Source organism: Blautia luti, from assembly GCF_013304735.1.
GTDB lineage: Bacteria > Bacillota > Clostridia > Lachnospirales > Lachnospiraceae > Blautia_A.
The window spans coordinates 1-25,993 of the sequence record NZ_JAAITI010000023.1 but is presented as its reverse complement, the minus strand read 5'-3'; the positions used below and the strand labels follow the sequence as shown (position 1 = coordinate 25,993).

The following is a 25,993-nucleotide window of genomic DNA, read 5'->3' as shown; positions in this document are numbered from 1 at the left end:
GAAAAGACCAGGGAAGAGTTGTGCAGGGTAATATTGTAGCTGATCAAAGTAATAAATCTTAAAAGGTAATAAAACGGCTGCAGGTCCATAATGTTTCCAGGGTAACGGAAGGACTCCCACTCAAAAAATGGGAGTTTTTTTGTTGCCGGAGTATCATATTTGCAAGGTGTGATTTATAAAGTATCTTGACAGAGGTACCGATCCTGTTATACTATTAAACCTGATAAAGGGGAGTAACCTACGTTTGGAAATCTGCGTTTGCAGTGTCGTCAGTACGGTGGAAACATCCGGCGCTGCAGGGAAATGGTGAGACTTTTATTGCATTTTTTGTTATGCAATAAGGGTTTCTTTTTTTATATCATTTATCAAAAAAATCCTTTATTGCATAAAAAAATTACAGTTGGTGAATATTTGCAAAAAAGGAGGTAAAGGTAATGAAGGAAATTTATCAGCAGACAGCAGAGGAAGTTCTCGAGCGTGTGGAAAGCAGGGAATCAGGGCTTACCGATGAACAGGTCAGACGGTCCAGAGAGAAGTGCGGATGGAATGAGCTTGCAGAAGGAAAGAAAAAAAGTATTTTGCAGATCTTCTTTGAGCAGTATAAGGATTTTCTGGTGCTGATCCTGATCGCATCGGCAGTGATATCCGGTATGCTTGGAGATGTGGAAAGTGCAGCAGTTATCGTGATCGTTATCACGATCAATGCGATCTTGGGAACTGTGCAGACAGTAAAGGCTGAGCAGTCCCTGCAGAGCTTAAAGAAGCTTTCCGGACCGGAGGCAAAGGTATTGCGTGATGGTGTGGCGGTACAGCTCCCGGCAAGAGAACTGGTTGTAGGAGATGTGATCCTTCTTGAAGCAGGTGATATGATCCCGGCCGATGGAAGACTGCTTGAAAATGCAAGTCTTAAGGTCGATGAAAGTGCTCTTACCGGAGAAAGTCTTGCAGTTGAAAAGAGTATGGACACTATTTTGGAGGAAACACCGCTTGGTGATCGGACAAACATGCTGTTTTCCGGAAGCTTTGTCACATATGGGCGTGGCAGAGCAGTTGTAACGAATGTGGGAATGCAGACAGAAGTTGGAAAGATTGCGGGACTTCTGAAATCAACTTCGGAAAAACAGACGCCACTTCAGGCGAATCTGGATGATTTTGGAAAGAAGCTTTCCATTCTGATCCTGATATTTTGCGGAATTCTGTTTGCGATCAGTGTATTCCGCGGAGAGAAGATCAGCAGTGCATTTATGTTTGCAGTAGCACTTGCAGTCGCAGCGATCCCGGAAGCGTTAAGTTCTATCGTGACAATTGTGCTTTCTTTCGGAACACAGAAGATGGCAAAGGAGCATGCGATCATTCGTAAGCTTCAGGCTGTGGAAGGTCTTGGAAGCGTATCTGTTATCTGTTCGGATAAGACCGGGACGCTCACACAGAACAAAATGACAGTGGAAGATTATTATATTGATGGAAAAAGGATCACAGCAGCTGCAATCAATGTGGCAGATCCGGCGCAGAGATGTCTTTTGGACTACAGCATTTTATGTAATGATTCAACAAATGAAAATGGTGTGGAGATCGGAGATCCGACGGAAACAGCATTGATCAATCTGGGCAGCCGGTACGGGATCGAGGCTGCAGAGGTAAGAACGCTTTATCCAAGGGAAGGAGAGCTTCCCTTTGACAGTGACCGTAAGATGATGTCAACACTTCACAGGATCGATGGCGAGAACCGTATGATCGTGAAAGGTGCTGTTGACCGGCTTCTGGAGCTGACCGACAGGATCTGGACGAAGGACGGAGTGCGGGAAATCACAGAAGCAGATAAAGAAAAGATCCAGAGACAGAATCAGGAATTTTCAATGGAAGGGTTGCGGGTACTGGCATTTACCTATCGTGAAATTCCAGAGAACCATGTATTGACGACAGAAGATGAGAACCAGCTGGTATTTCTTGGTCTGATCGCTATGATGGATCCGCCGAGGGAAGAATCAAAGGCTGCAGTTGCAGAATGTATAAAAGCGGGGATCCGACCGGTCATGATCACAGGAGACCATAAGATCACAGCAGCGGCAATTGCAAAGAGGATCGGGATCTTATATGATCTGTCGGAGGCCTGTGAGGGTGCTGATATTGAAAATATGAATGATGAGCAGCTGAAGGAATTTGTTCCGAATATTTCCGTGTATGCAAGAGTGTCACCGGAGCACAAGATCCGTATTGTCCGTGCATGGCAGGAGAAGGGGATGATCGTGGCAATGACCGGAGACGGTGTGAATGATGCTCCGGCATTGAAGCAGGCAGACATTGGTGTTGCAATGGGAGTGACCGGAACCGAGGTCGCAAAGGATGCTGCAGCAATGGTGCTTACAGATGATAATTTTGCAACAATTGTAAAAGCTGTGGAAAACGGACGAAATTTATATCAGAATATCAAGTATGCGATCCAGTTTCTTTTGTCCGGAAATTTTGGTGCAATCCTGGCAGTTCTTTGTGCATCCCTTGCCGGACTTCCGGTTCCCTTTGCACCGGTACATCTGCTGTTTATCAATCTTTTGACAGACAGTCTTCCGGCGATTGCGTTAGGCGTGGAGCCGCACAGCAGTGAGGTGATGAATGAGAAACCAAGATCAGCAGACGAGTCAATACTGACAAAGGATTTTCTTGGTAAAATCGGGCTGGAAGGCTTTGTGATCGGTGGGATGACGATGATCGGATTTTTGACAGGATATCATCAGAATGGTGCGCTGCTTGGAAGTACCTATGCCTTCGGAACACTTTGCCTGGCACGTTTGTTCCATGGATTCAACTGCAAATCGGATCATCCGGTTATCTTTACAAAACGTTTCTTTAATAATAAATGGCTTCAGGGGGCATTTGCACTTGGTGCAGTACTCATTACCGTTGTACTGACGGTTCCCGGCTTTCATCTCCTGTTTAAAGTAGAGACCCTGGATCTGATGCAGCTTGGCTGTGTATATCTGTATGCATTTGCAAGTCTTCCGATCATTCAGCTGCTTAAATGGGTACGCATGAAATTAAGAAAAAGAGGAGAATGATAGTGGATATAAGTAAAATATCTGTAAAAAAAATCCGGGAGCTTATTGTGTTTACAGCATTTCTTGTGATCGCTCTGTGGAAATTTGATGTGGTGCTTGATGTGCTGAAAGCAATATGGGGGATCGCATTTCCCTTTGTACTTGGCGGAGCGATCGCATTTGTGACCAACGTGCCAATGAGCTTTTTGGAAAAGAAAATTTTTGGAAGGGTAAAAAAAGAAAATAAGATAGTCGTAAAACTGGCAAGACCGATAAGTCTGCTTCTTACGATCGTATTTGTGGTTGGCGTGATCGTACTGGTGATGTTTGGTGTGATCCCGCAGCTTACGCGGACAATGGGAACCCTGATGATGAGCATCGCTGATTTTATTCCGCAGATGCAAAGCTGGATCCGGGAATTTTCCCATAATAACCAGGAGATCATGAAGCTGGTAGATCAGGTACAGTTTAATCCGGATCAGGCGATCAAGTGGGGGATAAGCCTTCTTGGAAACGGTGCAGGAAATATGATGAATACCACAATGTCAGCAGTGGGTTCCATAGTCAGTGGATTGGCAACCTTTTTTATTGCTTTTTCATTTGCCTGCTATGTCCTTTTTCAGAAGGAGAAGTTGCATGTGCAGATCCGAAAAGTATTTTTCGCTTTTCTTCCAGGGAAAAAAGCAGATGCTTTTCTTAAAGTCTGTTCTCTGACTTATCGGACATTTGCAAATTTTCTTGCAGGTCAGTGTCTGGAAGCCGTGATCCTCGGCTGTATGTTTGTTGTTATATTGAGTATTTTGAGGATGCCATATGCACTTCTGATCGGAGTTTTGATTGCGTTTACGGCATTGATCCCGATTTTCGGGGCCTTCATCGGATGTGCGGTGGGAAGCTTTTTGATCTTTATGGTAAGCCCGAATCAGGCGATCTTATTTATTATAGTATTCCTGGTGCTGCAGCAGATCGAGGGAAATCTGATCTATCCTCATGTTGTAGGTGAATCCGTAGGGCTTCCGTCGATCTGGGTTCTTGCAGCAGTTACGATCGGCGGAAATCTTATGGGAATTGTAGGTATGCTTGTTTTCATTCCGCTGCTTTCCGTGTTCTATACTATTTTTCGGGAATTCGTATATCTGCGCCTGAAAAAAAAGCATATCAAACAGGTGACAAAGACAGAAATAGAGGAATATACGGAGGAGGAAATTGTAAATAGTGACATATCAGAGGGGAAATGATATGATGGACTTGTATTGGGATAGTTAAGAAAAATCTTATATTTAAGGGGGGAGTTACTATGTGGTTTGTGTTTGCCTTACTGTCTGCTGTATTTGCGGCGCTGACCTCCATACTGGCCAAGATAGGTATTGCCGGTGTTAATTCGAATCTTGCAACAGCGATTCGAACGATGGTGGTGCTGGTTATGGCGTGGGGAATGGTTTTCCTTACAAATACCCAGGGAGGGATCGCAGCGATCAGCAAAAAAAGCTGGCTGTTTCTGATCCTTTAAGGTCTGGCAACGGGTGCTTCGTGGTTATGCTATTATCGTGCTCTGCAGATAGGAGATGCATCGAAGGTTGTGCCGATAGACAAGCTGAGTGTCGTGATCACACTGGTACTGGCTTTTGTTTTTCTGCACGAGAAATTTACAGCAAGATCTCTGCTTGGGTGTGCTTTGATCGGTGCAGGAACATTGCTGATGGTTTTATGAAAAGGAGAGGGTTATGAAAACACGAAAGAAAATTTCAGCAAGGCTGCTGGCGATCATGCTTGCTGTCACATTGCTGCTTCCCCTTACATGGAATGTTCCGGTGGAAGCGGCAGAGACAAAGCAGATCGACGTTTTGTTCAGTCATGATACACATTCGCATTTGAACAGCTTTTCAACCATTGTAGATGGGGAGCAAAAAGAGGTTGGCGGATTTGCAAGGATCAAAACCCTGATCGATGAAAAGAAACAGGAAGATCCGGACACCCTGGTGCTGGATGGCGGCGATTTTTCCATGGGAACACTGATCCAGACCGTATACGATACGGAGGCGGCAGAGCTTCGGATGCTGGGATATCTGGGGTATGATGTGACGACTCTGGGAAATCATGAATATGATTATCGTTCAAAGGGACTGGCAAATATGCTGGAGGCTGCGAAGGATTCCGGTGAGACAGTGCCGGCGCTGGTGGTGTGCAACGTGGACTGGGACAGCATGGAGCAGGATGGATTAAGCGATGGTCAGAAGCAGATCCGGTCGGCATTTGAAGACTACGGTGTGAAGGATTATGTAGTAGTTCAAAAGGGAGATGTAAAGGCTGCAGTAGTCGGCGTGTTCGGTAAGGATGCCCTGGAATGTGCACCGACCTGTGAATTAAAGTTCAAGGATCCGGTTGAGGCCGTAAAACAGACGGTCGAAGAGATCAGAAAAAATGAAAAAGTGGATATGATCGCCTGTGTGTCCCATGGAGGAACCTGGGAGGATGAAAACAAATCGGAGGATGAGATCCTTGCAAAAGAGGTGCCGGATATCGATCTGATCATCAGCGGACATACGCACTCAGAGCTGAAAGAGGCAATTCAGCATGGGAACACATATATCGTATCCTGCGGCGAATACGGAAGAAATCTCGGCTCACTTTCCATGACACAGAAGCAGGATGGACGTTGGGAGCTGACATCCTATGAGCTGATTCCTGTTTCTGAGGAGATAAAACCGGATCAGGCGACACAGAAACGGATCGATGCCCTGATGGATACGGTAGATAAGAATTATCTTTCCGATTTTGGCTATACAAGGGAAGAGGTTCTTGCTGAAAATGATGTTGAATTCAACAGTCTGGAAGAAATGGGCACGAAGCATGAAGAACTGAATCTTGGTGATATCATGTCCGATGCATACATATATGCAGTGGAGAATTCCGAGTATTATGATGGTGATCCGGTTGATGTAGCCGTTGTTCCAAGCGGAACCGTGCGGGATACATACACAAAGGGAGATATCACAGTAGAGGATGTTTTTAATTCCTTTTCACTGGGGATCGGAAAGGACGGTGTTGCCGGATATCCGCTGATCAGTGCATACCTGACCGGAAAGGAGCTGAAGCTGGCAGCGGAGGTGGACGCTTCTGTTTCGGATTTTATGACAACGGCAAGGTTATATTGCAGTGGATTGAATTTTGCATACAATCCACATCGGATGATCCTGAATAAGGTGACAGATTGTTATCTCACCAGGACAGACGGAGAACGGATCGAGATCCAGGATGATAAGCTGTATCATGTCGTGACAGATCTGTATACCGGCCAGATGCTTGGTTCAGTGATGAAAATGTCCTATGGACTGCTGTCTCTTGAACCGAAGGACAGGGATGGAAATCCCATTGAAAATCTGGAAGATCAGGCGATCATGGAAGATGACAGGGAGTTAAAGGCCTGGGATGCGATCGCAAGATATATGCAGTCCTTTAAAGATACAGATGGCGATGGAATTGCCAATGTGCCGGAATATTATGAGACGACACATGGACGTAAGGTTGTGGAGGACAGCAGAAATATCATTGATCTGGTGAAGCAGCCCAATAAGTTTTCGGCAATGATCGCAGGTATTTGCCTGCTCTTTATTGTGATCATTGTGCTTGTGGTATTTCTGATCCGAAGGATGATCCGCAGGATCAGAGTCAGAAAAGGAAAGAAAAATCCTAAATAAATATACGGCTTAGAAGAAAGCTGTCGCTTTAGTGGTTGATAGATCGCAAAGCGGCAGCTTTTATTTTGTGGCAGCTCTATATAAATGTTGAAAGAAGATATTTTATGGTTGACAAATATGGAGCAATGCCATACAATCGTTCTAAATAGAACAAATAGATATGGAGGAAGGTTATGTTTTTCTGGGATCAGCATAAAACGATAACAAGCTGTTATGAAAAAGTCACAGGGAGTGTATGCGAGAAATATCAGCTGACGCATATGGAGTATGATATCCTTATGTTTTTGCACAACAATCCGCAGCATAATACTGCGGCTGAGATCGTTAAGGTCCGTAAGTCGACGAAATCCCACGTGTCCTCTTCTCTGAAAAATCTGGAGAGCAGAGGTCTGATCGAAAGGATCCAGAGTGCGGACAATAAGAAGCATATCGAGATCGTTTTATTAAATAAGGCAGATCTGATCATTGAAGATGGAATAAAAGCACAGAAGGAATTTGCAAAGATCGCTTTGGACGGCCTGACAATGGAAGAGAAGCGTATTTGTAAAGAGGTGTTTCATAAGATCTGCGAAAATGCGGATAAATATATGAGGTGAGAGGATGAAAAAGAGATTTCATGTAAAGAAAAGGACTCTTTTGCTGATCGCGGGTATTGTATGGCTGATCGCCGGATTTAACGTTGCCAGACTTGGGATATTATCATACCGGGTGATCGATCGGAAGTGGTATCTGTATCTGTTTTCGGTCGTTGTATTTTTTTTGTTTGGCATGATGTTTTATAAGATGAGCAAAAAGCATACCAAAAGGATCCTGGGATATGAGAGTCACCGTCCGTTCTGGCATTTTTTTGATCTGAAAGCATATCTGATCATGACTTGCATGATGAGCGGAGGGATTGGTTTCAGGGCAGCGGGAATATTCCCTGATATCTTCGTTGCTTTTTTCTATTCCGGTCTCGGCTGTGCACTGGCCCTGGCGGGAGTTGTATTTACCAGAAATTATTTTTGTTATAAACAATTGATCACAAAGGAGCAGGAAGCATGAGAGAAAGCAGTAAGAAAAACATGCCGGACATTATGGAGGCAATATTTGACGCAGGATATTTGATCTTTGATCTGATCGCAGGAATTCTTTTCTTTGTATTTTCGAAGGGAAACCCTTTGTTTATCCTTTACGGAGTACTGACATTGACACTTTGTGGCGGAGATGCGTTCCATCTGGTGCCAAGGATCATCAGAGCTGTCCATGGAAGCAGTGAGAAGATCAGGAGACAGCTGGGAATCGGATTACAGGTATCTTCGATCACGATGACTGTATTTTATATTATTTTACTGTATGTATGGAAGCTTACCTTCCCGGAGCTGAACGCACCGGCTGCAGTGGAAGCAATGATCTGGATCTCTGCGATCATCAGGATCGTGGTATGCTTCCTTCCTCAGAATAACTGGTGTACAGATGATGGAAATATGAAATTATCCATCCTGAGAAATGCAGTTTTTGCAGTTACCGGTATCGGTGTGATCATTCTGTATGCGATCTCCGGAAATGCGAATGGGTATCACATGACAAGAATGGTTGCTGCGATCATCATTTCCTTTGGATGTTATCTTCCGGTAACCTTATTCAGCAAAACAAAGCCTAAGGTCGGATTACTGATGATCCCGAAGACCTGTGCATATATGTGGATCATTGCAATGGGACTTCAGCTTCTGTTTTAGCACAGCGTGCATTAAGTAACCGCCTGACCATAGTGGCACAGTGGGGTCAGGTACTCGAAACCCGGGATAAAAGTTCTGTGAAAAGAGTATAAACTATAAACTGGCATCTACTTGGATGCCAGTAAAAAAATAACAAGGTGCTTTAATGAGTTAATTTGAAAAAGAAAATGCCAACTTGTGATAAGGAAAAAAGAGTGGTATGTCGACAAAACCTTTATTTTACAGGAAAATTGAGAAATTATATCCAAAAATCTGTGTCTTGATGATATGGTGGGCTTACATATTGAGAGTGCGGTAAACTATTGACTTTAATGAAAACAGCCTTTATAATAAAATTAAAAGTAAAGAAACCAAGAAAATAAGAATACAAAGAAATGTATTTGAATAAGATAAGAAGGAGGTAGTAAATATGCCTACAGCTGTAATGAAAAGAAGGGACACGAAAATGAACAGAAAAGTTCTTAGTATTTCTTCAAAGCGACAGATTACGATCCCACAGAAGTTTTACCAGTCACTAGGCTTTGGTGATGAAGCGGAATGTGTTGTGCGTGGTGATGAACTTATTATTCGTCCAATTAAGACTGTTGCAGGAGGTGAATTTGCTGAGCAGGTTCTGACCGATCTGATTAAGGAAGGCTTATCAGGAGAAGAATTGCTTGCGGAGTTTAAAAAACGTCAGGCACAGATCAGACCGGCTGCAGAAGCAATGCTTGCTAAGGCAGAGGATATTGCAGCAGGTAAAGCAGAATATGCAACCTATGAAGATGTCTTCGGAACGGAGGATTGATTCATGCTGCCAGTGCGATTTGATCCTCCGGCGGCAAAATATATTAAGAAGCTGAAGGATAAGAAACTAAAGAAATTGTATCAAGAAGCTATTGATAAGATTAGGGAAGATTATACAATAGGTGAAACGAAAACGGGTGATTTGATAGGCTTTTATGGCTATGATATTTACTATAATAAGACCAATTATGAACTTGCATATACGATTGAGCGGATAGATGGTGAATTGGTAGTTGTTGTTATGGCCGGAACCAGAGAAAATTTTTATGACGAATTGAAGAGATACATAAAAAGATGACTATGACCACAGTGGGGTCAGGTACTCAAAATGGAAGAGGGGTATTAATAGAAACATATTGGAATGTAAATTTGTTTGGGGATCTCTAGGGGTCAGGCAATCGAAAGTGATATAATAGGTTTAAATGATTAAGAATATAAATGATAAAGGATGATATAGTTAATGGGAAAAAATAAAGAAAAAAAGCAATTCCAATTAACAGATAAAAAAAGTTGTATTATATATCTATATAAAATTATTACATCAAGTGAGATTTGCATAGATACATTAAAAAGATATAACATAGAAACAGAAAAAACATTAAAAAAATATAAGGAAAATGATTTAATTCCAATAGAGGTATATCAAGATATATGTCATAAAACGTATAATGTTATGGAATATATCTTGAATTTGTTGGGAGATGCTCAAACTTCATCAATATCTTATTTTAAATATAGAAGTCTTATATAAAAAAGAATTAACAGAGGGATAACAGATATTCAGATTAATCCGCATAATGATGAAATGAAATCGCTTTTATCCGAATTTAATAAAATGAGAAATTGGTTAAATCATGTTCCTGAATCATTATTAGTTTCAGAGATGGAATTAATAAAATGGATTTGTCCTTAGATCCGGTAAAAATTGTTCATTATAGTTTTGTTTCTTATGATTATTTTGAACATTTGTATTTATCTAATATCAATTTTTACAAAGAGGTAAGAAGAATTATACAAGCGGCTAAACAAGATTATTCTTTGCTAATGGAAAAATCAATACGATATGAGCGGATATATAAAAATGAACCACTAAATAAAGAAAGGGTTGAAGTTGCAAAAATGTCTGCAAAAGTTCAGGGCCTTAGAGAAGAAGCAACCTCTAGGGAGTAGACCGGAGGAACACTAGGGTCAGGTACTCGAAATCTGGGATAAAAGTTCTGTGAAAAGAGTATAAACAGGCGTTAGTGAGCAGAGATAGGTAGATCAATTACCTGGTACAATACATGTCGAGACTGTGGTGTTGCTACAAAGGAAGAATATGTAGAAATCCTTGAATTTACGCACTTTGTAGAGTTTTTCAGTTTCAGAAAAATAGGTGGAAATCACAAAGAAAAGAGCCTTGTGAAGAAAGTAACCGTTGTTGTTGCGTTAGACCTCGGGACGGGGAACACAAAGAATCTTGAATATGAAAATGAATAGAGAGCTATCAGATCATTGATAGATTATAGGGATACTTGTTAAAAGCGGGTGTCCCTATTTTTTATAGGGCATTTCAGAAATGGAGTGTCTTTTTTATACCAAAATATTAAAAATTCAGGAGGAAAATGAAAATGACAAACACAGCGTTAAGAGCAGAGAATAGCAATTCTCGCACAATTACTTTCAAGAGCAGGGAACACGAAAAATTTTATGAGGAATATCTGAAAAAATGCAGATATCAGGATGTCTACCATCGGGCTTTGATTTATTGCCTGGGTATCGACAGAGACACAAGAGATAATGTGAATAAAATCTATAATTTTAAAACTGGATGTGTAAAAACGGAATGCCTGCAGGAAGGGTGGCAGACCAGTGGAAGTTTACGAATTGTCCGTATGGCATTTAACCTGTATTGTAATGGAACACCAAGCGTCGGAGATTACGAAGCAGAAGAAGATCAGTTGAAAGAATGTCAGTGTTATACCGTAGAGGATCTGTTTTGCTGTGGATATGCCCGGTATTTCTGGGAAGCTATTAAAATCCGTTATCCAGAGTATTGCTTTTACAAAGACTGGGAGGATATATATGCTGAAAATTAGATTACAGGGTACTTTGAGGGACATTCAATGGTTTCGACGTATTTTGGAAAATCATAAGGAATTGGATGTCCTGGAAGTATCTGATGCTTATGCAAATAAAGGAACAAGTAAATATTTTCGTGTTTATGTAGAAGTAGAAGAAAAACAGTAAATCGGAGGAAGGTATATGTGTAAAGTAATTGCTATTGCAAATCAGAAGGGCGGAGTAGCCAAAACAACGACAACCATCAATCTGGGAGCCGGACTGACAAAGAATGGGAAAAAAGTAGTGCTGGTAGATGCAGATCCGCAGGGACATCTGACAATGGGAATGGGATTTCCCAAAAATCTCAAAGTGACTTTAAAGAGTATGATGGAAAATATCATCATGGGACTGGAGTTTGATCCAAAGGAAGCAGTCTTGCACCATGAAGAAGGGATGGATCTGATTCCGTCCAATAAATTGCTTGCCGGAATGGATATGTCCTTATTTACTGTTGAGGATAGGGAAAAAGTACTGAAAGAGTATCTGGAACTATTGAAAGATGAATATGATTATATTCTGATTGACTGTATGCCATCATTGGGAATGCTGACAATCAATGTGTTGAGTGCAGCGGACAGCGTTCTGATTCCGGTACAGCCACAATATTATGCGGCGGATGGACTTATGGAATTACTGAAAGTGGTAAAAGGAATCCATCAGAGGTTTAATCCGGAATTGCAGATAGAAGGTATTTTGTTCACAATGGATAATTGCCGTTACAATAATGCAAAGAGAAACAAACAGGCAATTAAAACTACATATGGAAATGACATTAAGATTTTTGAGCAGACGATTCCGAGAACGGAAAGTCTTGCAGAAACGGCATCTGAAGGTGTAAGTATATTTGCTTATGATGGAAAAAGCAAAGGGGCAGACAGTTACAGAGAACTGGTTCAGGAGGTGTTGAAACATGCGTAGACCGAAAAAAGAGATTCAGCTTACCTCTTATGATGAGTTACTGGGATTAGAAGAATCACCGGAAAAGAGTATGAACCAGGTTGTGGAAATAGAACTGGAAAAGCTCTATCCTTTCAAAAATCATCCATTTCATGTAAGCGATGATGAAAAAATGGCTGAGACAGTAGAGAGTATTAAAAACTACGGTGTTTTAAATCCTGCTCTGGTAAGACCCCGATCAGAAGGTGGATATGAACTGATTTCAGGTCACAGGAGAAAAAGAGGCTGTGAACTGTGTGGCAAAACAACTATGCCGGTCCTTGTCCGAAACTATACAGATGATGAAGCTGTCATAATTATGGTCGATTCCAACATTCAGCGTGAAAATATTCTGCCAAGTGAAAAGGCCCATGCCTATAAGATGAAATATGATGCTATGAAGCACCAGGGAAGTAAAGGTGAAAAATATACGGCAGATATGGTTGGTGAAACAGCCGGGGACAGTGGAAGAACTGTGCAGAGATATATCCGTCTGGCTTCATTATCAGATGGATTATTGGAATATGTGGACGATAATAAAATCCCTATGATAGTGGGAGAAAAATTGTCTTATCTGAAACCACAGGAACAGGAATGGCTTCTGGAAGGAATTGTCAACAGTAATATCTTTCCGACAAAACAACAGGCAGAACAATTAAAGGAATGCAGTGCAAATGGAAAATTAAATCAGGGTTATATCTATGCCGTTTTATTGAAAAAAGAAAACAGTAAAATCAATGTAACCATTCCGGCAAAAAAAATCGGCAATTATTTTCCAGAGACATATTCTAAAGAACAGATAGAAGAAGTTATTTTTATGCTTTTGGATAAATGGAAACAAAACAGAGAAGGAGTAGCAGATGCAGAAGATACAGTTTGATTATTTTACGGGAATGGAAGCGGAACAATATAGCTTTTATCGTGTCCCGAAAGTGCTGTTTACAGAACCATGCTTTAAAGCTCTTTCTTGTGAAGCAAAGGTATTATACGGTCTGATGCTGGACCGTATGAGCCTGAGCATTAAGAACCGATGGCTGGATTCAGAGGACAGAGTATATATTATTTTCACGGTGGAAGAAATTGCAGAGCTGATGAACTGTGGAACCCAAAAGGCAGTGAAGCTGGTAAAAGAGCTGGACAGTAATAATGGGATTGGACTGATTGAAAAGAAACGTCTGGGACTGGGAAAGCCTAATGTTATTTATGTGAAAAATTTTATGCTCAGAGAAGTGCCAGACCAAAAGCCGATGGATAGCTGTGCAGATTTGCAATCTGAGCAGGGAAACCATGAAGAATGTGCAAATCTGCAATCAGAAGCTGAGAATAGGGAAAAAACAGGCACTTTTCTGAATTGTGAAAATCATCATTCAGGAGTAGTGAAATCCACAATTCAGGATTGTGTGGAATCACAATTACAGAATGGTGAAAATCACAATTCAGGAATGATGAAAACCACAAATCAAGAATTTCCAGAATCACAATTCCAAAATTGTGAAAATCATCATTCAAGAATAGTGGAAATCACAAAACCAGAATATCCGAAATCACAATCTAATAATACTGATATTAACAAGACTGATATTAGTGAAACTGAGATAAATCAATCCTATCCAATCATATCAGGCAATCTGAAAAAGAAAAGAGATGTGATGGAGGAGATGCGGGCATATCGTGAAGTGATTCATGAAAACATAGATTATCAATATCATGCCAAAGAAGATGTGGATGAACTGGTAGAACTGATGATTGAAGTTATGATGATGCCGGAGGACAGTATGATTCGGATCGCAGGGACAGAAAAGCCAGTTGCTTTGGTGAAAAGCAGGTTTATGAAGCTGAATTATTCACATATCGAATATGTGCTGTTTTGTCTGAACCGAAATACGACCAAGGTTGGAAACATTAAAGCATATCTTTTGACTGCCTTGTATAATGCCCCGGCAACGATAAACAGCTATTATCAGGCAGAGGTTAATCACGATATGTATGGAGGATAAAGGAACATGAGAAATATGATAAAAAAAGTTATTGTTCCAGCACTGGTGATTGCTGTATTGTTTGCAGTGCTGAGACCGCTTTGTATCCAGGATGGGAAGTGCAATTATTTATTGCTGTTGCTACTGATGGGGATACCATTCGGAATTGGAAAAATGTGTGTCTGGATGGTTCCAAGAGGGTTTGACCTTGGAGGAACACTGGCAGTATGGACAATGAATTTTCTGATCGGAGGATTGATAGGAAGTGTCGTATTGCTGGCAATGATTGGACAGGCAATCATTTATCTTAGTGTTTTCCTGCTCACAGTTATTACAGGAATACATAAAATACCGAGAATAAAATGAAATAGATCTTTTGAAAAGCAGCTAAGACAAAATTAGCTGCTTTTTTTCTGGAAACTTTGCGACACAATGTCGTAAAGCTAGGATAAATTGCAGGAAAGGAGACACCGTATTGAGCAATCGTGCAATTTCCACAGAACTTATTGAATTGGGAGAACGGATCAGAAAACGCAGGCAGGAAATGAAGTTGTCACAGGAATCTTTTGCGGAAAAAGCAGGTATCAGTGTCAATACGGTCAGCAGGATAGAAGGAGGGCAAACGGCAATGTCTGTTGAGATTTTCAGGAAGATGATTGAGATCCTGGAAACAGATGCCAATATCCTGATGGGAAAAGAGGGGGACGATGCAGAAAAAAGAAAGCAGTTTGAGGAAGTATTTTATCGTATTCAGAAGATGGAATGGAAAGAGCAGAAAATTATTATGCAGACAATAGATTCGCTGATAGACAGTTTTAATGAGTACAGGTGAAATTTCACCATATATGGGGTGTAAAACAAAAAAACTCCCCATATATGCTAAGGATAATAGTTTTTTGTGCTGTTAAAATAGCAAACAGAGAGAAAGAGACAGAAACAAGGAAGGGAGACAGGATTGATGACCAGACAAGAAAATTTAATCTATCGGAAGCAGTGTCCCTATGATGCAATGGGAGACTATTCTGTTTTGATGGAAAATGAAAAGAACATAAAAACGGAAAGAAATGCAAAGAAGTCTGACCGGGACATCAGACGGAAAATAAAATAGAGGATGCTGTAAATTAGCAGAAAGGGCAGTAAGGAAGTTTCAGGCTCTCGTTAAAAAAAACGGGTGTGCCGGAAGCTGTTTTTTACTGCCCTTTTGCCAGTAAATCAGTAATAATCCTATCCTTTCTGCTGATGGGCTCCTGTTGCCAGTAGGCAGAAAGGTGGTAATTATGCTGACATTGCAGGAATTGAAACAGGTTGTAGGTAACAGGAAAGAAAAAAGAAAGGTTCCGTCCGCCAGGTATTTGAGAGAAAACGATGTGGCAGTTGTAAAGCATAGACTGATAGATGGTGCGGAAATTATTGCGTATCAGACAGGATATGTTTTCTATTGTGCAGGTGATTATGGAACGGTTTTTCCTTTATTTACCTGTCGAGATTATGTATATGAAGCAGGAAGAAAAATAACAGTTGTTAAGGAAGATTTTTTTGATAATCAGCCCTGGTATGTGCGGTTGATATTAGAAGGTGAAGATCGGCTGTGCAGGAACAGGGAGGTACGAGAACATAATAATTGCATTTCATACAGCCATATTTCAGAAGGCTGGTGCGAATTGGTGGATAAAAGGCAGAATGTACTTGAAAAACTGATTATAGAAGAAGCTATTGGAGAATTCATGGATCTGCTGACTGACCGGCAGAGACAGGTGATCCATCAAATTTATTTTCAGCAACGGACACAAAGAGAAGTGTCACGGGTGTTTGGAATTACAGAACCGGCAGTATCAAAATGTATTTCACAGGCAAAGCAGAAAATGAGAAGAAATGCAGGCAGACTGACCGGAGTGCTTCAGAAGGGAGAATAAAAGATGCGTGGTAAAAAACCAAAGGAAAGACAACGGTATGTGCTGCGTGTAAATGAAACTCTCGTAGAAGTTACCAGAGACGTATATCTGGCATGGTACCAGTCAAGAAGAAAAGAAAGATACCAGCTTGAAAAAATGCAGAAAAATGGTGTATGCGGAATAGAAAAAGTAGGAGAAACGAGTTACAACAGTTATTTGCATATATTATCACCAGAAGAAATAGTCATCAGGGTGTCAGAAATACAAGAGCTGCAGGAAGCACTGAAATATTTGTCTGAAGAAGAAATGGAATTGATAAGACTATTATTTTTTGAAGAGTACACAGTTAAAAAAACAGCACAGTATTTCGGGTGTTGTACAAAGACAATCAGAAACAGGAAAAACAAAGTATTGCAGAAACTAAAAGACAGGCTGGAAACTTTGTAAGTTTTTGCTGTTTCAAAAAATTTTCTAAAAAAATTTCAAACAGGTTAATTTTTGCCCTTTCACACATGCGGTTAGTGGAGGGGCAAATGTCTATTTTAATTCAAAACAATAAATTCCCTCCTAAAAGTGAACCTTGACAATTTCATATCAGCAGCAAGAGGATACCTGAATTTCCCAGCTACGCATCTGGCGGCGGGTATTCGGTGGCAACGTGAAGGGCAATGGATGAGAGGCACCCTTGGCAGGAATGATTACGAATTACCTCTTGCGGCTTAATAGCTCAATCCTGTTTTTATTTAAAAGTCAATCCAAGACACAAGGGAGGTGGTTTCTATGATTGATTCATGCAGGTGTAAGCCTGAACGAAAGTGGAGTAAATTATCGAAGAAAGAGAGGACTCAGTCAAAATGAAAATGCGATTTAAAAGATTCTTGTCGGGATTTATGGCAGTTGCAACTTTGGCGTCTGTTATCGTTCAACCAGTCACGGTTTCTGCTTCTGAATTAGAACCGGAGACAACTTCATTTGAACAGCAATATCCGGAACTGCAGGATGTGCAGGATACTCTTGATGAAGATGAAATTGTGAAAGCAAAGGATATTGAGATTCCCTATGGAGAAGAATTTGAAGTGAAAGTCGATCTGTCCGGTATAGAGGGCGTGAATGAAAAAAAGGTGAAAGTTTTATTCCATGAAGCAAAGAGTGAAGCCGGTACAGATTTTGACGCACATACACCGGATACCTACAAAGCTGTCTATGCAGTAGAGCCAGTCAGCGGTCATCCAGCTTACAGAGTAAGCAGAAACATTACGGTAAAAGAGCCGGAAACAGAAGCACAGACAAAGAGTTCTTCTGAAAATACAGCTGGTGAAGGAAATGCCGGTGAAACAGAAGATTCCGGTAATGCGGATGAAGATGCTGATTCGGACGGGTCAAAAGAAATTGTAACTGATCTTACAGATGAGCAGGAAGTGACGACAGATGAAGAATCCGGTCTGGCTGTTTCAGAAGTAATGGATCAGGCAGCGGAGAACGGTATCGACCTTTATTCTATGGAAGAAGGAGAAGCGGTTACTTTCATGGCAACAGACATTGCAACACAGAGTACCAAGAAAGTTACAGTAACAAGAGGAACCTGTTATCAGTATTCGGATTACGGGTATGGAAGTTATCTGACTTACAAATATACGGTTCAGTTTGGTAATGTTTCTGCAACAGCATATTGCGTGGAGCCTTCTAAATCCAGTCCGGGAAGTGGTACTTATGATATTACAAAGCTCAGTGATGGTAAGAAGCTGGCAAAGGTTTGTTACTATGGCACAAAGGCTTCCGGTGATGAAGGATTTTTCACAGAGGAAAATGGATATGGAAACCTAAGTGCAGGTGCCAGATTTATTCTGGTACATCTGGCAGCATCTTATGCTAATGGTGGAGATTCTGCCTTTTCCGGTGCAAGCGGTACAGCAAAGACGCTTGCAATGAAACTGTATAATTACTGTATTTCACAGCCGGAGATTCCAGATGTAGATATGAGTTTTTCTGATGCAGATGTGACAGCCTATGTAGATGGCAACAGCCAGAGAACAAAGGAAATCATTTTTAAAGCAGATGAACTGCAGAGTATCACAATGAAACTTCCAAGTGGTGTGAAACTTCACAACGTGACAACCGGAAAGACAAGCAAAGCTGGTGAAGCAGTGGAAATCAGTGGTGGAACCAAGTTTTACTTATCTGCACCTCTTACACAGGTACAGGATGTCGCAGGAAGCTGGTCGGCAACGATGAAAGGCAGTGTAACAAAAGATTATTCTGCATATAAGATCAGTACCGGATCTGGTTCACAGGACCTGGCCCTGGTATTTGGTGAAGGTGTTGATGATGAGAAATATGTGGACTTCAAAGTAACCTGGGTGCAGCACGCAAGTGTGAAGGTGATTAAAAAAGATGCAAAAGCAGACGCAAAGCTGTCTGGTGCAGTGTTTGGTTTATACAGTGATGCAAACTGTACAAAGCTGATCACAAAGTTACCGGCAACCGATGCGAACGGGGAATCGTCCGTACAGATCATTAAGACACAGGACACTGTATATCTGAAAGAGATTACAGCTCCGACAGGATACCGTATCAATGCAACTGCCTACAATGTAAAACTGGAAGTCAGCAAAACAACGACTGTGACTGTTCCGGATGAAGAACAGATGGGACAGCTGACTGTTTATAAAGAAGGTCAGGTTCTGACAGGTGCAGATGTCACCGAGAATGGAACAACATTTAAGTATGAGAAACGCAGACAGAAAGGTGCGATTTATGATGTGTATGCCGGAGCAGATATTAAAACTGCTTATGGTGCCAAGGTTTACAGCAAGGGTGATCTGGTCAAAGAGAATCTGACAACAGACTCGAATGGGGCAGTCATTCTGAAAAACCTGCATCTTGGTACATATATCATCAAAGAAAAACAGGCTCCGACCGGATTTTATAATGCCGGGGAAGAAAAGTCAGTCACTCTTTCTTATGCAGGACAGAATGTAGATGTTGTTTTTTCTGAGACAACTTTTACGAATGACAGACAGAAAGCAGAAGTAGTTGTGACAAAGCAGGATAAGGATACAGAAAATCCTCTGGATGGAGGAATTTTTGGACTTTATGCAGCCAGTGACATTAAAAATGCAGATGGAACGGTTGTTGTAAAGAAAGGCACTCTGATTGAGAAAGTGACAACTGGAAATGATGGAACGGCGAAGTTTACCGCAGATCTGCCGCTGGGATTTTCCTATGATGTAAAGGAAGTACAGGCTCCGGAAGGCTATCTGAGAAATGCGGATGATGTCTATACGTTTACTTTTTCTTATACAAACGATAAGGAAGCGAAACTGACATTTAAGCATACCTTCAAAAACGAGCGTGTGACAGCAAAGATTTCCTTACAGAAGCAGGACAAAGAAACAAAGAAGGCTGTTCCACAGGGAGATGCTACTTTAGAAAAGGCAGTCTATGGACTATATGCCCGTGAGGATATTGTCCATCCGGATGGAGCAACTGGTGTGATCTACGAAGCGGGTGAGCAGGTTGCCACTCTTACAACAGATAAGAATGGACAGGCTTCTGTAGATGGATTATATCTTGGCAATTACTATGTAAAAGAGATTACTCCTCCAACGGGTTACCTGGCAGATGAAGAAGAACATGATCTGGTCTGCAACTATGAGGGTGATTTTGTAGCGGAAGTAAAACGTGACTGTCTGTCTCTGGAACAGGTAATGAAGCAGCCATTTGAAATCATCAAGGCAGCGAACAACGGAAAGACAGATGCCGATTTACTGAAAGGTGCAGGATTTACCGCTTATCTGGTATCTTCCCTGACAGTAAAAGAAGATGGCAGCTATGACTTTGGTTCTGCCAAGCCGGTAGTGATCGGGGAAAATGGTGCAACAGAGATCTTTACAGATGAGAAAGGGTATGCCCGCAGTATTGCGATTCCGTATGGAACTTACATCGTCCGTGAAACAACCACACCACATAATTACACTCCGGTCAATGATTTCATCGTACAGATTACAGAGAATCATCCGACTACACCGCAGGTATGGAGGGTGTTGCTTGACAAAGAGTTTGAAGCGAAGCTGAAGATTATCAAACAGGACGATGAGACAAAGAAAGCAGTCCTTCAGAAAAATACGGAGTTTAAGATTTTTAACCTGGATACAGAAAAGTATGTGGAGCAGGTAACAACGTATCCGACGACGGTAAAACACAAATCTTATTTTACAGATGAGCAGGGATACTTAATCCTTCCACAGAATCTGAAGATTGGACATTACCGTATTGAGGAAGTGAACGCACCTTATGGATATACGCTCAATGAGAATTACTATGAGGTAGATGTAGATTCCAATACAGCATATCAGATGGACGGAACTTCCGGCGATGTGATCATTGAGATCGCATACGAGAATCATCCGGTTAAGGGAGAACTGAACATCGTAAAACAGGGTGAGGTCTTAAATGGTTATAAAGATGACTTTACTTATCAGAAAGAAACTCTGGAGGGAGCAGTCTTTGAGGTATATGCTGCCGAAGATATTTATACAGCAGATTTCCAGAAAGATGATAATGGAAACCGTATCCTGGAGTATGCTTCTGGGGAACTGGTAGGAACTGTTACCACGGATAAGGATGGAAAGGCACAGATCGCTGACCTTCCACTTGGAACCTATAAGATTGTTGAAAAGACAGCACCAGAGGGCTTTGTATTAAATGAAGAAGCACAGACAGTAACATTTGAATACAAAGACCAGAAAACACCAGTTATTGAGCAGACAGCAACCTTTGAGAATGACCGCCAGAAAGTGGAAGTGTCCGTAGTCAAACAGGATGCAGAGACAAAAACGGTTGTGGCGGGTGCAGAGTTTGGTATCTATGCAAAAGAAGATATTCTGGCACATGAAGAAGTGATTGTGAAGGCAGATACCTTACTTGGAAAAGCAGTCAGTGGGGAAGATGGAAAGGCAGTATTTGATGTTGACCTTCCATTTAGTACTTACTATATCAAAGAACTTGCAGCTCCGGCAGGGTATGTCTCTTCTTTTGAGACTTTGGAAGTAACTGCCAAATATCAGGGACAGGATGTGAAAATGGTAGAGCTGGAATCTGTATTTAAGAACCAGCCGACAAAAGTAACCTTTACGAAGTCCGATATTACGACAGGCGTGGAACTTTCCGGGGCAACGCTTACGGTGCTTGATAAGGATGAAAATGTGGTAGATACATGGAAGTCTGTAAAGGGTGAGGAACACTTGATTGAAAGACTCACAGCCGGGGAGACATATACTCTTCGTGAAGAAATGGCTCCTTATGGCTATCTGATGGCGGAAGAAGTTTCCTTTACTGTGGACGATACTGCTGAAATCCAGAAGGTAGAGATGAAAGATGCAGTGCCAACCGGAACACTTATCATCAATAAAAAAGGTGAGTTCCTGGAGAAAATATCTGCACTGGATTCCATTGGCGGATGGATGAAGCATCTGTTTGAATATCTTTCCGGTTCCCTGAAAGACGTTACTTTTGAGGTTTATGCCTTAGAAGATATAAAAGCGGCGGATGGTGAGAGTGAAGATTACTACAAAAAGGATGCACTGGTAGCAACGATCACGACGGATGAAACAGGAGTGGCGAAACTGACAGACCTTCCTCTTGGCAAATACTGTGTCAAAGAGAAAGAGACAGCAAATGGATATGTCCTGGATGGAGAAGCTCGTGAAGTGGATCTGACTTACCGTGACCAGAATACCGCAGTTGTTACTTATTCTGCTGACTGGCAGAACAAACGCCAGAGAGCAGAAGTAAACGTGTTAAAGAAAGAAAAAGATTCCGACCGTGTACTGGAAGGGGCTGTATTTGCCCTGTGCAATAAAGAAAATATTGTCAATGCAAAGGGCGATGTGATCTTGAAAGCGGATACGGTTATTGAGGAGCAGGCTACGGATAAGGAAGGAAAACTGACCTTTACGGCAGATCTGCCACTTGGCTATACCTACTATGTGAAAGAAACTTCTCCGGCACCGGGATTTGCGACAACAGACCAGGTACAGGAATTTACTTTTGAATATGGTGGGGCAGATAAGGAAACACTGTCTTATGTGTTTACTTTTGAAGATGAGCCGACAACCGTAGAGTTTACCAAAACATCCCTGACAGACGGAAAGGAGATTGAGGGAGCAAAACTGAAAGTTACAGATGAGAGTGGAAACACTGTGGATGAATGGACTTCTGGTAAAGAACCACATATCATCAAAGAACTGACCGCTGGCAAGAAGTACACCATGACAGAAACACTTCCTGCGGACGGTTATGTGACAGCAGAGAGCATCACTTTTACGGTGGAAGATACCGGTGAAGTACAGAAGGTGGAAATGAAGGATGATGTGACAAAAGTGCAGATTTCCAAGACCGATATTTCCGGTAAGGAGCTGCCAGGAGCGAAACTGACGATCCTTGATAAAGATGGAAAGACCGTAGAAAGCTGGACATCTGAGAAAAAACCACACTATATTGAGATGCTTCCAATCGGGGAATATATCCTCCGTGAAGAAACTGCACCGGATGGTTATCTGGTTGCAGAAGATGTGAAGTTTACGGTCAAAGATACTGGAGAAATCCAGAAGGTTGTGATGAAGGATGAGGCGAAACCAGAGGAAACTCCAACAGAGACACCGACGGAAACACCAGAAACCACACCAACACCGGAGACAAAAACCACAGAAGAAACAAAGAAATCGACTTCACCAAAGACAGGAGATAATACACCGATTCTGTTCTGGATTCTGCTTGCAGGGGCTGGAATGGCTGGTCTTGGTGGAACAGTGATTCTTCGCAAAAAGAAGAAATAAGAGATCATAAGATTTCTTAGTAATGGATGAGGGCATTTATGGACACAGGATTCATAGATGCCCTTTTATAAAATTTCAAAAGAATTAGGGAGAAAAGAAGATGACAAAAACAGTATTGATTGTTGCTGCAGCTGCAGTATTTCTGGTATATGGATTTGTCCTTTGGTGCTGTATCAAAGTGGGGGCGGAATCAGAAAAAGAATATATGAAACTGGCAGAAAAGAGAGGAAAGGAGCAGCAATGTGATAAATGAGGATAAGACAGCAGTGAGAGAAGAAAGGGCGTGGTGTGATTGCAGGATGAAGTGAATGAGAAAACAGTCTCACTTTGTATCCGCTGTGGCAAGGTCACTGCCAACTTGCTGAAAGCTACCATGGTAAAGGCTCTTGCAAAGATGGAGCAGGAGAAAAAACAGCAGGGACAGAAAACAAACCAGAAGCAGCCCCAGAAGGAAAAGGAGGATAAGACCTACAAGGGAAAACAGAGCCTTGATAAGCTGATGAAGCAGAATGTACAGCTGTCCAACATTGAGATCACAGATGGAAACATCAAGTCTTTTGAACGGGTAGCAAAGAAGTACAGCATTGATTTCAGCCTGAAAAAAGATGTGACTGCGGACCCGCCAAGATATTATGTGTTCTTTAAGGCAAGAGATGCTGATGTGATGACTGCCGCTTTTAAGGAATACACGGGCAAGTCTCTGAATAAGGACAAAAAACCATCTGTGAGGAAGAAGTTACAGCAGGCAATCACCAAATCGCTTGCAAAGCACAGGGAACTGGAGAAAACAAAAGGAAAGGAGAAGGAGCCGTCATTATGAGCAGATTACAGAAGTTGCTTGGTGTAGGAAAAGGATACCTGGAGAGATTACCGCCGGTGGATGTACATAAGCTGCTTCGGATTGTTCTGATGAATCTTCCATATATCGTGATCTTTTATGTGGGAAATAAGCTGGCATGGTTATATCAATACTGTGTAGGTGATTCCATGATAGAAAGACTGATGGTACTGATCTTAAATTTCCAGATGGCATTTAGCAGGATTCTCCCAAGTATGCATAAAAATGAATTGCTGGTTGGGATTACTGGAGCCGTGGCAGTGAAGCTCATGGTCTACATGAAAGGAAAAAATGCCAAAAAGTTCCGGCAGGGAGTGGAGTATGGTTCGGCAAGATGGGGGACGGCAAAAGACATTGCACCCTTTATCGACCCGGTATTTGAGAACAATATCCTGCTGACCATGACGGAACGGCTGACCATGAATGGCAGACCAAAGAATCCGAAATTTGCGAGGAACAAGAACGTGATCGTGATTGGCGGATCTGGCTCAGGAAAGACACGTTTTTATGTAAAACCCAACTTGATGCAGATGGGAAAATACATCAGTTATGTGGTCACGGACCCGAAAGGGACGATCATCATTGAGTGCGGAAAGATGCTGGTACGGCATGGATATAAAGTGAAAGTATTGAATACGATCAATTTTTCCAAGAGTATGCATTATAACCCCTTCCACTATATCCATTCGGAAAAGGATATTTTGAAACTGGTAAATACGATCATGGTGAACACGAAAGGGGAAGGCGAGAAGTCCAGTGAGGATTTCTGGACGAAAGCAGAGAGGCTTCTGTACTGTGCCCTGATCGGCTATATCTGGTATGAAGCACCGGAAGAAGAACAGAACTTTGCGACCCTGCTTGAGTTTATCAACGCTTCGGAAACAAGGGAAGATGATGAGACATTTAAAAATGCAGTAGATATGCTGTTTGAGGAACTGGAAAAGGAAGAACCGGAGCATTTTGCAGTGCGTCAGTATAAGAAATATAAGCTGGCGGCAGGAAAGACAGCAAAGAGTATTTTGATTTCCTGTGGTGCAAGGCTTGCACCGTTTGACATTGCAGAGCTTCGTGAGATCATGAGCTATGATGAGATGGAACTGGATATGGTAGGTGACCAGAGGACAGCACTGTTTATTATCATTTCTGATACGGATGATACCTTTAACTTTGTTGTGGCGATGATGTACAGCCAGTTATTCAACCTGTTATGTGACAGAGCGGACGATGTACATCATGGAAGATTGCCATATCATGTCAGAATCCTCTGTGACGAGTTCGCAAATATCGGTCAGATTCCAAAGTTTGACAAGCTGATTGCCACCATTCGTAGCAGGGAAATCTCTGCATCCATTATCCTCCAGTCGCAGTCCCAGTTAAAGACAATCTACAAAGATGCAGCTGAAACAATCTTAGGCAACTGCGACACGATGTTATTCCTTGGCGGTAAGGAAAGTTCGACCTTAAAGGAGATTTCCGAGACGCTGGGAAAAGAAACGATTGATTTATATAACACTTCGGACACCCGTGGACAGAGCCGTTCTTACGGGATGAACTATCAAAAAACAGGAAAGGAATTGATGAGCCGGGACGAACTTGCGGTCATGGATGGCAGCAAATGTATCTTGCAGCTTCGAGGTGTAAGACCATTTTTCAGTGACAAGTTCGATATTACCAAACACAAACGGTATAAGGAGCTGTCAGACTACGATAAGAAAAATGAGTTTGATGTGGAAGCGTATATGCGGCATCGGATGGAAGTGAAACTGACGAGGACACAGGAATTTGACATGTATGAGTTTTCGGAAGAGAGTCTGGCAGGAGAATTAAATACAGAAAACAAGGAAGCAGAGCATGTGAAAGATTCGGACACATAGCTCTTTTTTCTTTGCCATTATGGGAGGTGATGGATTTGAGAGATCATGAAAGGCCACCCGTAAGGGCAGAGCCGGAAAAGACTTCTTAAAGATAGAAACCAGAGAAATACAGAGATTTGAAAGGAGACAACGAATATGGCGTTTTTTAATCAGGCAATCAATATTTTGCAGACACTTGTGGTGGCGATTGGAGCCGGACTTGCAGTATGGGGTGTTATTAACCTGTTAGAAGGATATGGAAACGACAACCGTGCGACACGTTCGTAAGTGAAAAGCTTACGCACAAAGTCGAAGGGCAATTGTA

23 protein-coding genes and 2 pseudogenes are annotated in these 25,993 nt (G+C 41.8%); all 25 read left to right on the top strand.

Annotation, left to right across the window (positions count from 1 at the left end):
• Nucleotides 1-434 precede the first annotated feature (434 nt).
• Nucleotides 435-3,053: a cation-translocating P-type ATPase gene (locus G5B06_RS12440; RefSeq protein ID WP_173772183.1), complete on the top strand. Its 2,619-nt coding sequence runs from the start codon at nucleotides 435-437 to the stop codon at nucleotides 3,051-3,053.
• A gap of 2 nt (nucleotides 3,054-3,055) precedes the next feature.
• A complete protein-coding gene (locus G5B06_RS12435; protein WP_294409018.1) occupies nucleotides 3,056-4,270 on the top strand; it encodes an AI-2E family transporter in 1,215 nt (404 codons plus the stop codon).
• Nucleotides 4,271-4,329: 59 nt separating this feature from the next.
• Nucleotides 4,330-4,743, top strand: a pseudogene (locus G5B06_RS19635) (EamA family transporter).
• Nucleotides 4,744-4,756: 13 nt separating this feature from the next.
• The gene (locus tag G5B06_RS12425; RefSeq protein WP_173763022.1) at nucleotides 4,757-6,730 is read left to right on the top strand and encodes a bifunctional metallophosphatase/5'-nucleotidase; all 1,974 of its coding nucleotides are present in this window, start codon (nucleotides 4,757-4,759) and stop codon (nucleotides 6,728-6,730) included.
• Nucleotides 6,731-6,903: 173 nt separating this feature from the next.
• On the top strand, nucleotides 6,904-7,326 hold the full coding sequence (locus G5B06_RS12420; protein ID WP_148447076.1) for a MarR family winged helix-turn-helix transcriptional regulator: 423 nt from the start codon (nucleotides 6,904-6,906) through the stop codon (nucleotides 7,324-7,326).
• A gap of 4 nt (nucleotides 7,327-7,330) precedes the next feature.
• Complete coding sequence (locus G5B06_RS12415) at nucleotides 7,331-7,774, top strand: hypothetical protein (RefSeq protein ID WP_148447074.1); 444 nt, start codon at nucleotides 7,331-7,333, stop codon at nucleotides 7,772-7,774.
• A complete protein-coding gene (locus G5B06_RS12410) occupies nucleotides 7,771-8,448 on the top strand; it encodes a hypothetical protein (RefSeq protein ID WP_148447072.1) in 678 nt (225 codons plus the stop codon). Before G5B06_RS12415 ends, G5B06_RS12410 begins: the two co-directional genes overlap by 4 nt.
• A 445-nt stretch (nucleotides 8,449-8,893) precedes the next feature.
• On the top strand, nucleotides 8,894-9,235 hold the full coding sequence (locus G5B06_RS12405; RefSeq protein WP_244092697.1) for an AbrB/MazE/SpoVT family DNA-binding domain-containing protein: 342 nt from the start codon (nucleotides 8,894-8,896) through the stop codon (nucleotides 9,233-9,235).
• Nucleotides 9,236-9,238: 3 nt separating this feature from the next.
• Complete coding sequence (locus G5B06_RS12400; protein ID WP_173763023.1) at nucleotides 9,239-9,532, top strand: type II toxin-antitoxin system RelE/ParE family toxin; 294 nt, start codon at nucleotides 9,239-9,241, stop codon at nucleotides 9,530-9,532.
• 162 nt (nucleotides 9,533-9,694) lie between these two features.
• A complete protein-coding gene (locus tag G5B06_RS12395; protein ID WP_148447067.1) occupies nucleotides 9,695-9,985 on the top strand; it encodes a hypothetical protein in 291 nt (96 codons plus the stop codon).
• Between the two features lie 146 nt (nucleotides 9,986-10,131).
• Nucleotides 10,132-10,404: a hypothetical protein gene (locus tag G5B06_RS12390; protein ID WP_148447065.1), complete on the top strand. Its 273-nt coding sequence runs from the start codon at nucleotides 10,132-10,134 to the stop codon at nucleotides 10,402-10,404.
• A gap of 440 nt (nucleotides 10,405-10,844) precedes the next feature.
• On the top strand, nucleotides 10,845-11,312 hold the full coding sequence (locus G5B06_RS12385) for a DUF6075 family protein (protein ID WP_117548357.1): 468 nt from the start codon (nucleotides 10,845-10,847) through the stop codon (nucleotides 11,310-11,312).
• Complete coding sequence (locus G5B06_RS12380) at nucleotides 11,299-11,463, top strand: hypothetical protein (RefSeq protein ID WP_166462287.1); 165 nt, start codon at nucleotides 11,299-11,301, stop codon at nucleotides 11,461-11,463. Before G5B06_RS12385 ends, G5B06_RS12380 begins: the two co-directional genes overlap by 14 nt.
• Before the next feature lie 15 nt (nucleotides 11,464-11,478).
• Complete coding sequence (locus G5B06_RS12375) at nucleotides 11,479-12,255, top strand: ParA family protein (protein WP_173772181.1); 777 nt, start codon at nucleotides 11,479-11,481, stop codon at nucleotides 12,253-12,255.
• Complete coding sequence (locus tag G5B06_RS12370) at nucleotides 12,248-13,153, top strand: ParB/RepB/Spo0J family partition protein (RefSeq protein WP_117640271.1); 906 nt, start codon at nucleotides 12,248-12,250, stop codon at nucleotides 13,151-13,153. Before G5B06_RS12375 ends, G5B06_RS12370 begins: the two co-directional genes overlap by 8 nt.
• Nucleotides 13,134-14,270: a DUF6017 domain-containing protein gene (locus tag G5B06_RS12365; RefSeq protein ID WP_173772179.1), complete on the top strand. Its 1,137-nt coding sequence runs from the start codon at nucleotides 13,134-13,136 to the stop codon at nucleotides 14,268-14,270. The genes G5B06_RS12370 and G5B06_RS12365 overlap by 20 nt, the downstream gene beginning before the upstream one ends.
• 6 nt (nucleotides 14,271-14,276) lie before the next feature.
• Nucleotides 14,277-14,615 (top strand): DUF6050 family protein, encoded by a 339-nt coding sequence (locus tag G5B06_RS12360; protein WP_117944182.1) that lies wholly within the window; start codon nucleotides 14,277-14,279, stop codon nucleotides 14,613-14,615.
• Between the two features lie 109 nt (nucleotides 14,616-14,724).
• Nucleotides 14,725-15,081: a helix-turn-helix domain-containing protein gene (locus G5B06_RS12355; protein WP_005338503.1), complete on the top strand. Its 357-nt coding sequence runs from the start codon at nucleotides 14,725-14,727 to the stop codon at nucleotides 15,079-15,081.
• Between the two features lie 445 nt (nucleotides 15,082-15,526).
• Nucleotides 15,527-16,162, top strand: a complete 636-nt coding sequence (locus tag G5B06_RS12350) for a sigma-70 family RNA polymerase sigma factor (protein WP_055149770.1) — start codon at nucleotides 15,527-15,529, stop codon at nucleotides 16,160-16,162.
• Between the two features lie 3 nt (nucleotides 16,163-16,165).
• Entirely contained in the window at nucleotides 16,166-16,588 is a 423-nt protein-coding gene (locus G5B06_RS12345; RefSeq protein ID WP_005338497.1) for an RNA polymerase sigma factor, read from the top strand.
• A 407-nt stretch (nucleotides 16,589-16,995) separates the two neighbouring features.
• A complete protein-coding gene (locus tag G5B06_RS12340) occupies nucleotides 16,996-22,977 on the top strand; it encodes a SpaA isopeptide-forming pilin-related protein (protein WP_173772177.1) in 5,982 nt (1,993 codons plus the stop codon).
• Between the two features lie 100 nt (nucleotides 22,978-23,077).
• Nucleotides 23,078-23,230, top strand: a complete 153-nt coding sequence (locus G5B06_RS12335) for a hypothetical protein (RefSeq protein WP_004612794.1) — start codon at nucleotides 23,078-23,080, stop codon at nucleotides 23,228-23,230.
• A 39-nt stretch (nucleotides 23,231-23,269) separates the two neighbouring features.
• Nucleotides 23,270-23,797, top strand: coding sequence for a PcfB family protein (locus G5B06_RS12330; RefSeq protein WP_117944180.1), 528 nt, complete (start codon nucleotides 23,270-23,272; stop codon nucleotides 23,795-23,797).
• Nucleotides 23,794-25,689, top strand: a complete 1,896-nt coding sequence (locus G5B06_RS12325) for a VirD4-like conjugal transfer protein, CD1115 family (RefSeq protein WP_173772176.1) — start codon at nucleotides 23,794-23,796, stop codon at nucleotides 25,687-25,689. The genes G5B06_RS12330 and G5B06_RS12325 overlap by 4 nt, the downstream gene beginning before the upstream one ends.
• Before the next feature lie 135 nt (nucleotides 25,690-25,824).
• Nucleotides 25,825-25,953, top strand: a pseudogene (locus tag G5B06_RS12320) (Maff2 family mobile element protein); the annotation flags it as partial.
• Nucleotides 25,954-25,993: the final 40 nt, after the last annotated feature.

What these genes read in the sequence shown, in the direction of transcription:
- G5B06_RS12440 (WP_173772183.1), top strand. Translation starts at nt 435, where the DNA reads ATGAAGGAAATTTATCAGCAGACAGCAGAGGAAGTTCTCGAGCGTGTG.
- G5B06_RS12425 (WP_173763022.1), top strand. Translation starts at nt 4,757, where the DNA reads ATGAAAACACGAAAGAAAATTTCAGCAAGGCTGCTGGCGATCATGCTT.
- G5B06_RS12420 (WP_148447076.1), top strand. Translation starts at nt 6,904, where the DNA reads ATGTTTTTCTGGGATCAGCATAAAACGATAACAAGCTGTTATGAAAAA.
- G5B06_RS12415 (WP_148447074.1), top strand. Translation starts at nt 7,331, where the DNA reads ATGAAAAAGAGATTTCATGTAAAGAAAAGGACTCTTTTGCTGATCGCG.
- G5B06_RS12410 (WP_148447072.1), top strand. Translation starts at nt 7,771, where the DNA reads ATGAGAGAAAGCAGTAAGAAAAACATGCCGGACATTATGGAGGCAATA.
- G5B06_RS12405 (WP_244092697.1), top strand. Translation starts at nt 8,894, where the DNA reads ATGAACAGAAAAGTTCTTAGTATTTCTTCAAAGCGACAGATTACGATC.
- G5B06_RS12400 (WP_173763023.1), top strand. Translation starts at nt 9,239, where the DNA reads ATGCTGCCAGTGCGATTTGATCCTCCGGCGGCAAAATATATTAAGAAG.
- G5B06_RS12395 (WP_148447067.1), top strand. Translation starts at nt 9,695, where the DNA reads ATGGGAAAAAATAAAGAAAAAAAGCAATTCCAATTAACAGATAAAAAA.
- G5B06_RS12390 (WP_148447065.1), top strand. Translation starts at nt 10,132, where the DNA reads ATGGATTTGTCCTTAGATCCGGTAAAAATTGTTCATTATAGTTTTGTT.
- G5B06_RS12385 (WP_117548357.1), top strand. Translation starts at nt 10,845, where the DNA reads ATGACAAACACAGCGTTAAGAGCAGAGAATAGCAATTCTCGCACAATT.
- G5B06_RS12380 (WP_166462287.1), top strand. Translation starts at nt 11,299, where the DNA reads ATGCTGAAAATTAGATTACAGGGTACTTTGAGGGACATTCAATGGTTT.
- G5B06_RS12375 (WP_173772181.1), top strand. Translation starts at nt 11,479, where the DNA reads ATGTGTAAAGTAATTGCTATTGCAAATCAGAAGGGCGGAGTAGCCAAA.
- G5B06_RS12370 (WP_117640271.1), top strand. Translation starts at nt 12,248, where the DNA reads ATGCGTAGACCGAAAAAAGAGATTCAGCTTACCTCTTATGATGAGTTA.
- G5B06_RS12365 (WP_173772179.1), top strand. Translation starts at nt 13,134, where the DNA reads ATGCAGAAGATACAGTTTGATTATTTTACGGGAATGGAAGCGGAACAA.
- G5B06_RS12360 (WP_117944182.1), top strand. Translation starts at nt 14,277, where the DNA reads ATGAGAAATATGATAAAAAAAGTTATTGTTCCAGCACTGGTGATTGCT.
- G5B06_RS12350 (WP_055149770.1), top strand. Translation starts at nt 15,527, where the DNA reads ATGCTGACATTGCAGGAATTGAAACAGGTTGTAGGTAACAGGAAAGAA.
- G5B06_RS12345 (WP_005338497.1), top strand. Translation starts at nt 16,166, where the DNA reads ATGCGTGGTAAAAAACCAAAGGAAAGACAACGGTATGTGCTGCGTGTA.
- G5B06_RS12340 (WP_173772177.1), top strand. Translation starts at nt 16,996, where the DNA reads ATGAAAATGCGATTTAAAAGATTCTTGTCGGGATTTATGGCAGTTGCA.
- G5B06_RS12335 (WP_004612794.1), top strand. Translation starts at nt 23,078, where the DNA reads ATGACAAAAACAGTATTGATTGTTGCTGCAGCTGCAGTATTTCTGGTA.
- G5B06_RS12325 (WP_173772176.1), top strand. Translation starts at nt 23,794, where the DNA reads ATGAGCAGATTACAGAAGTTGCTTGGTGTAGGAAAAGGATACCTGGAG.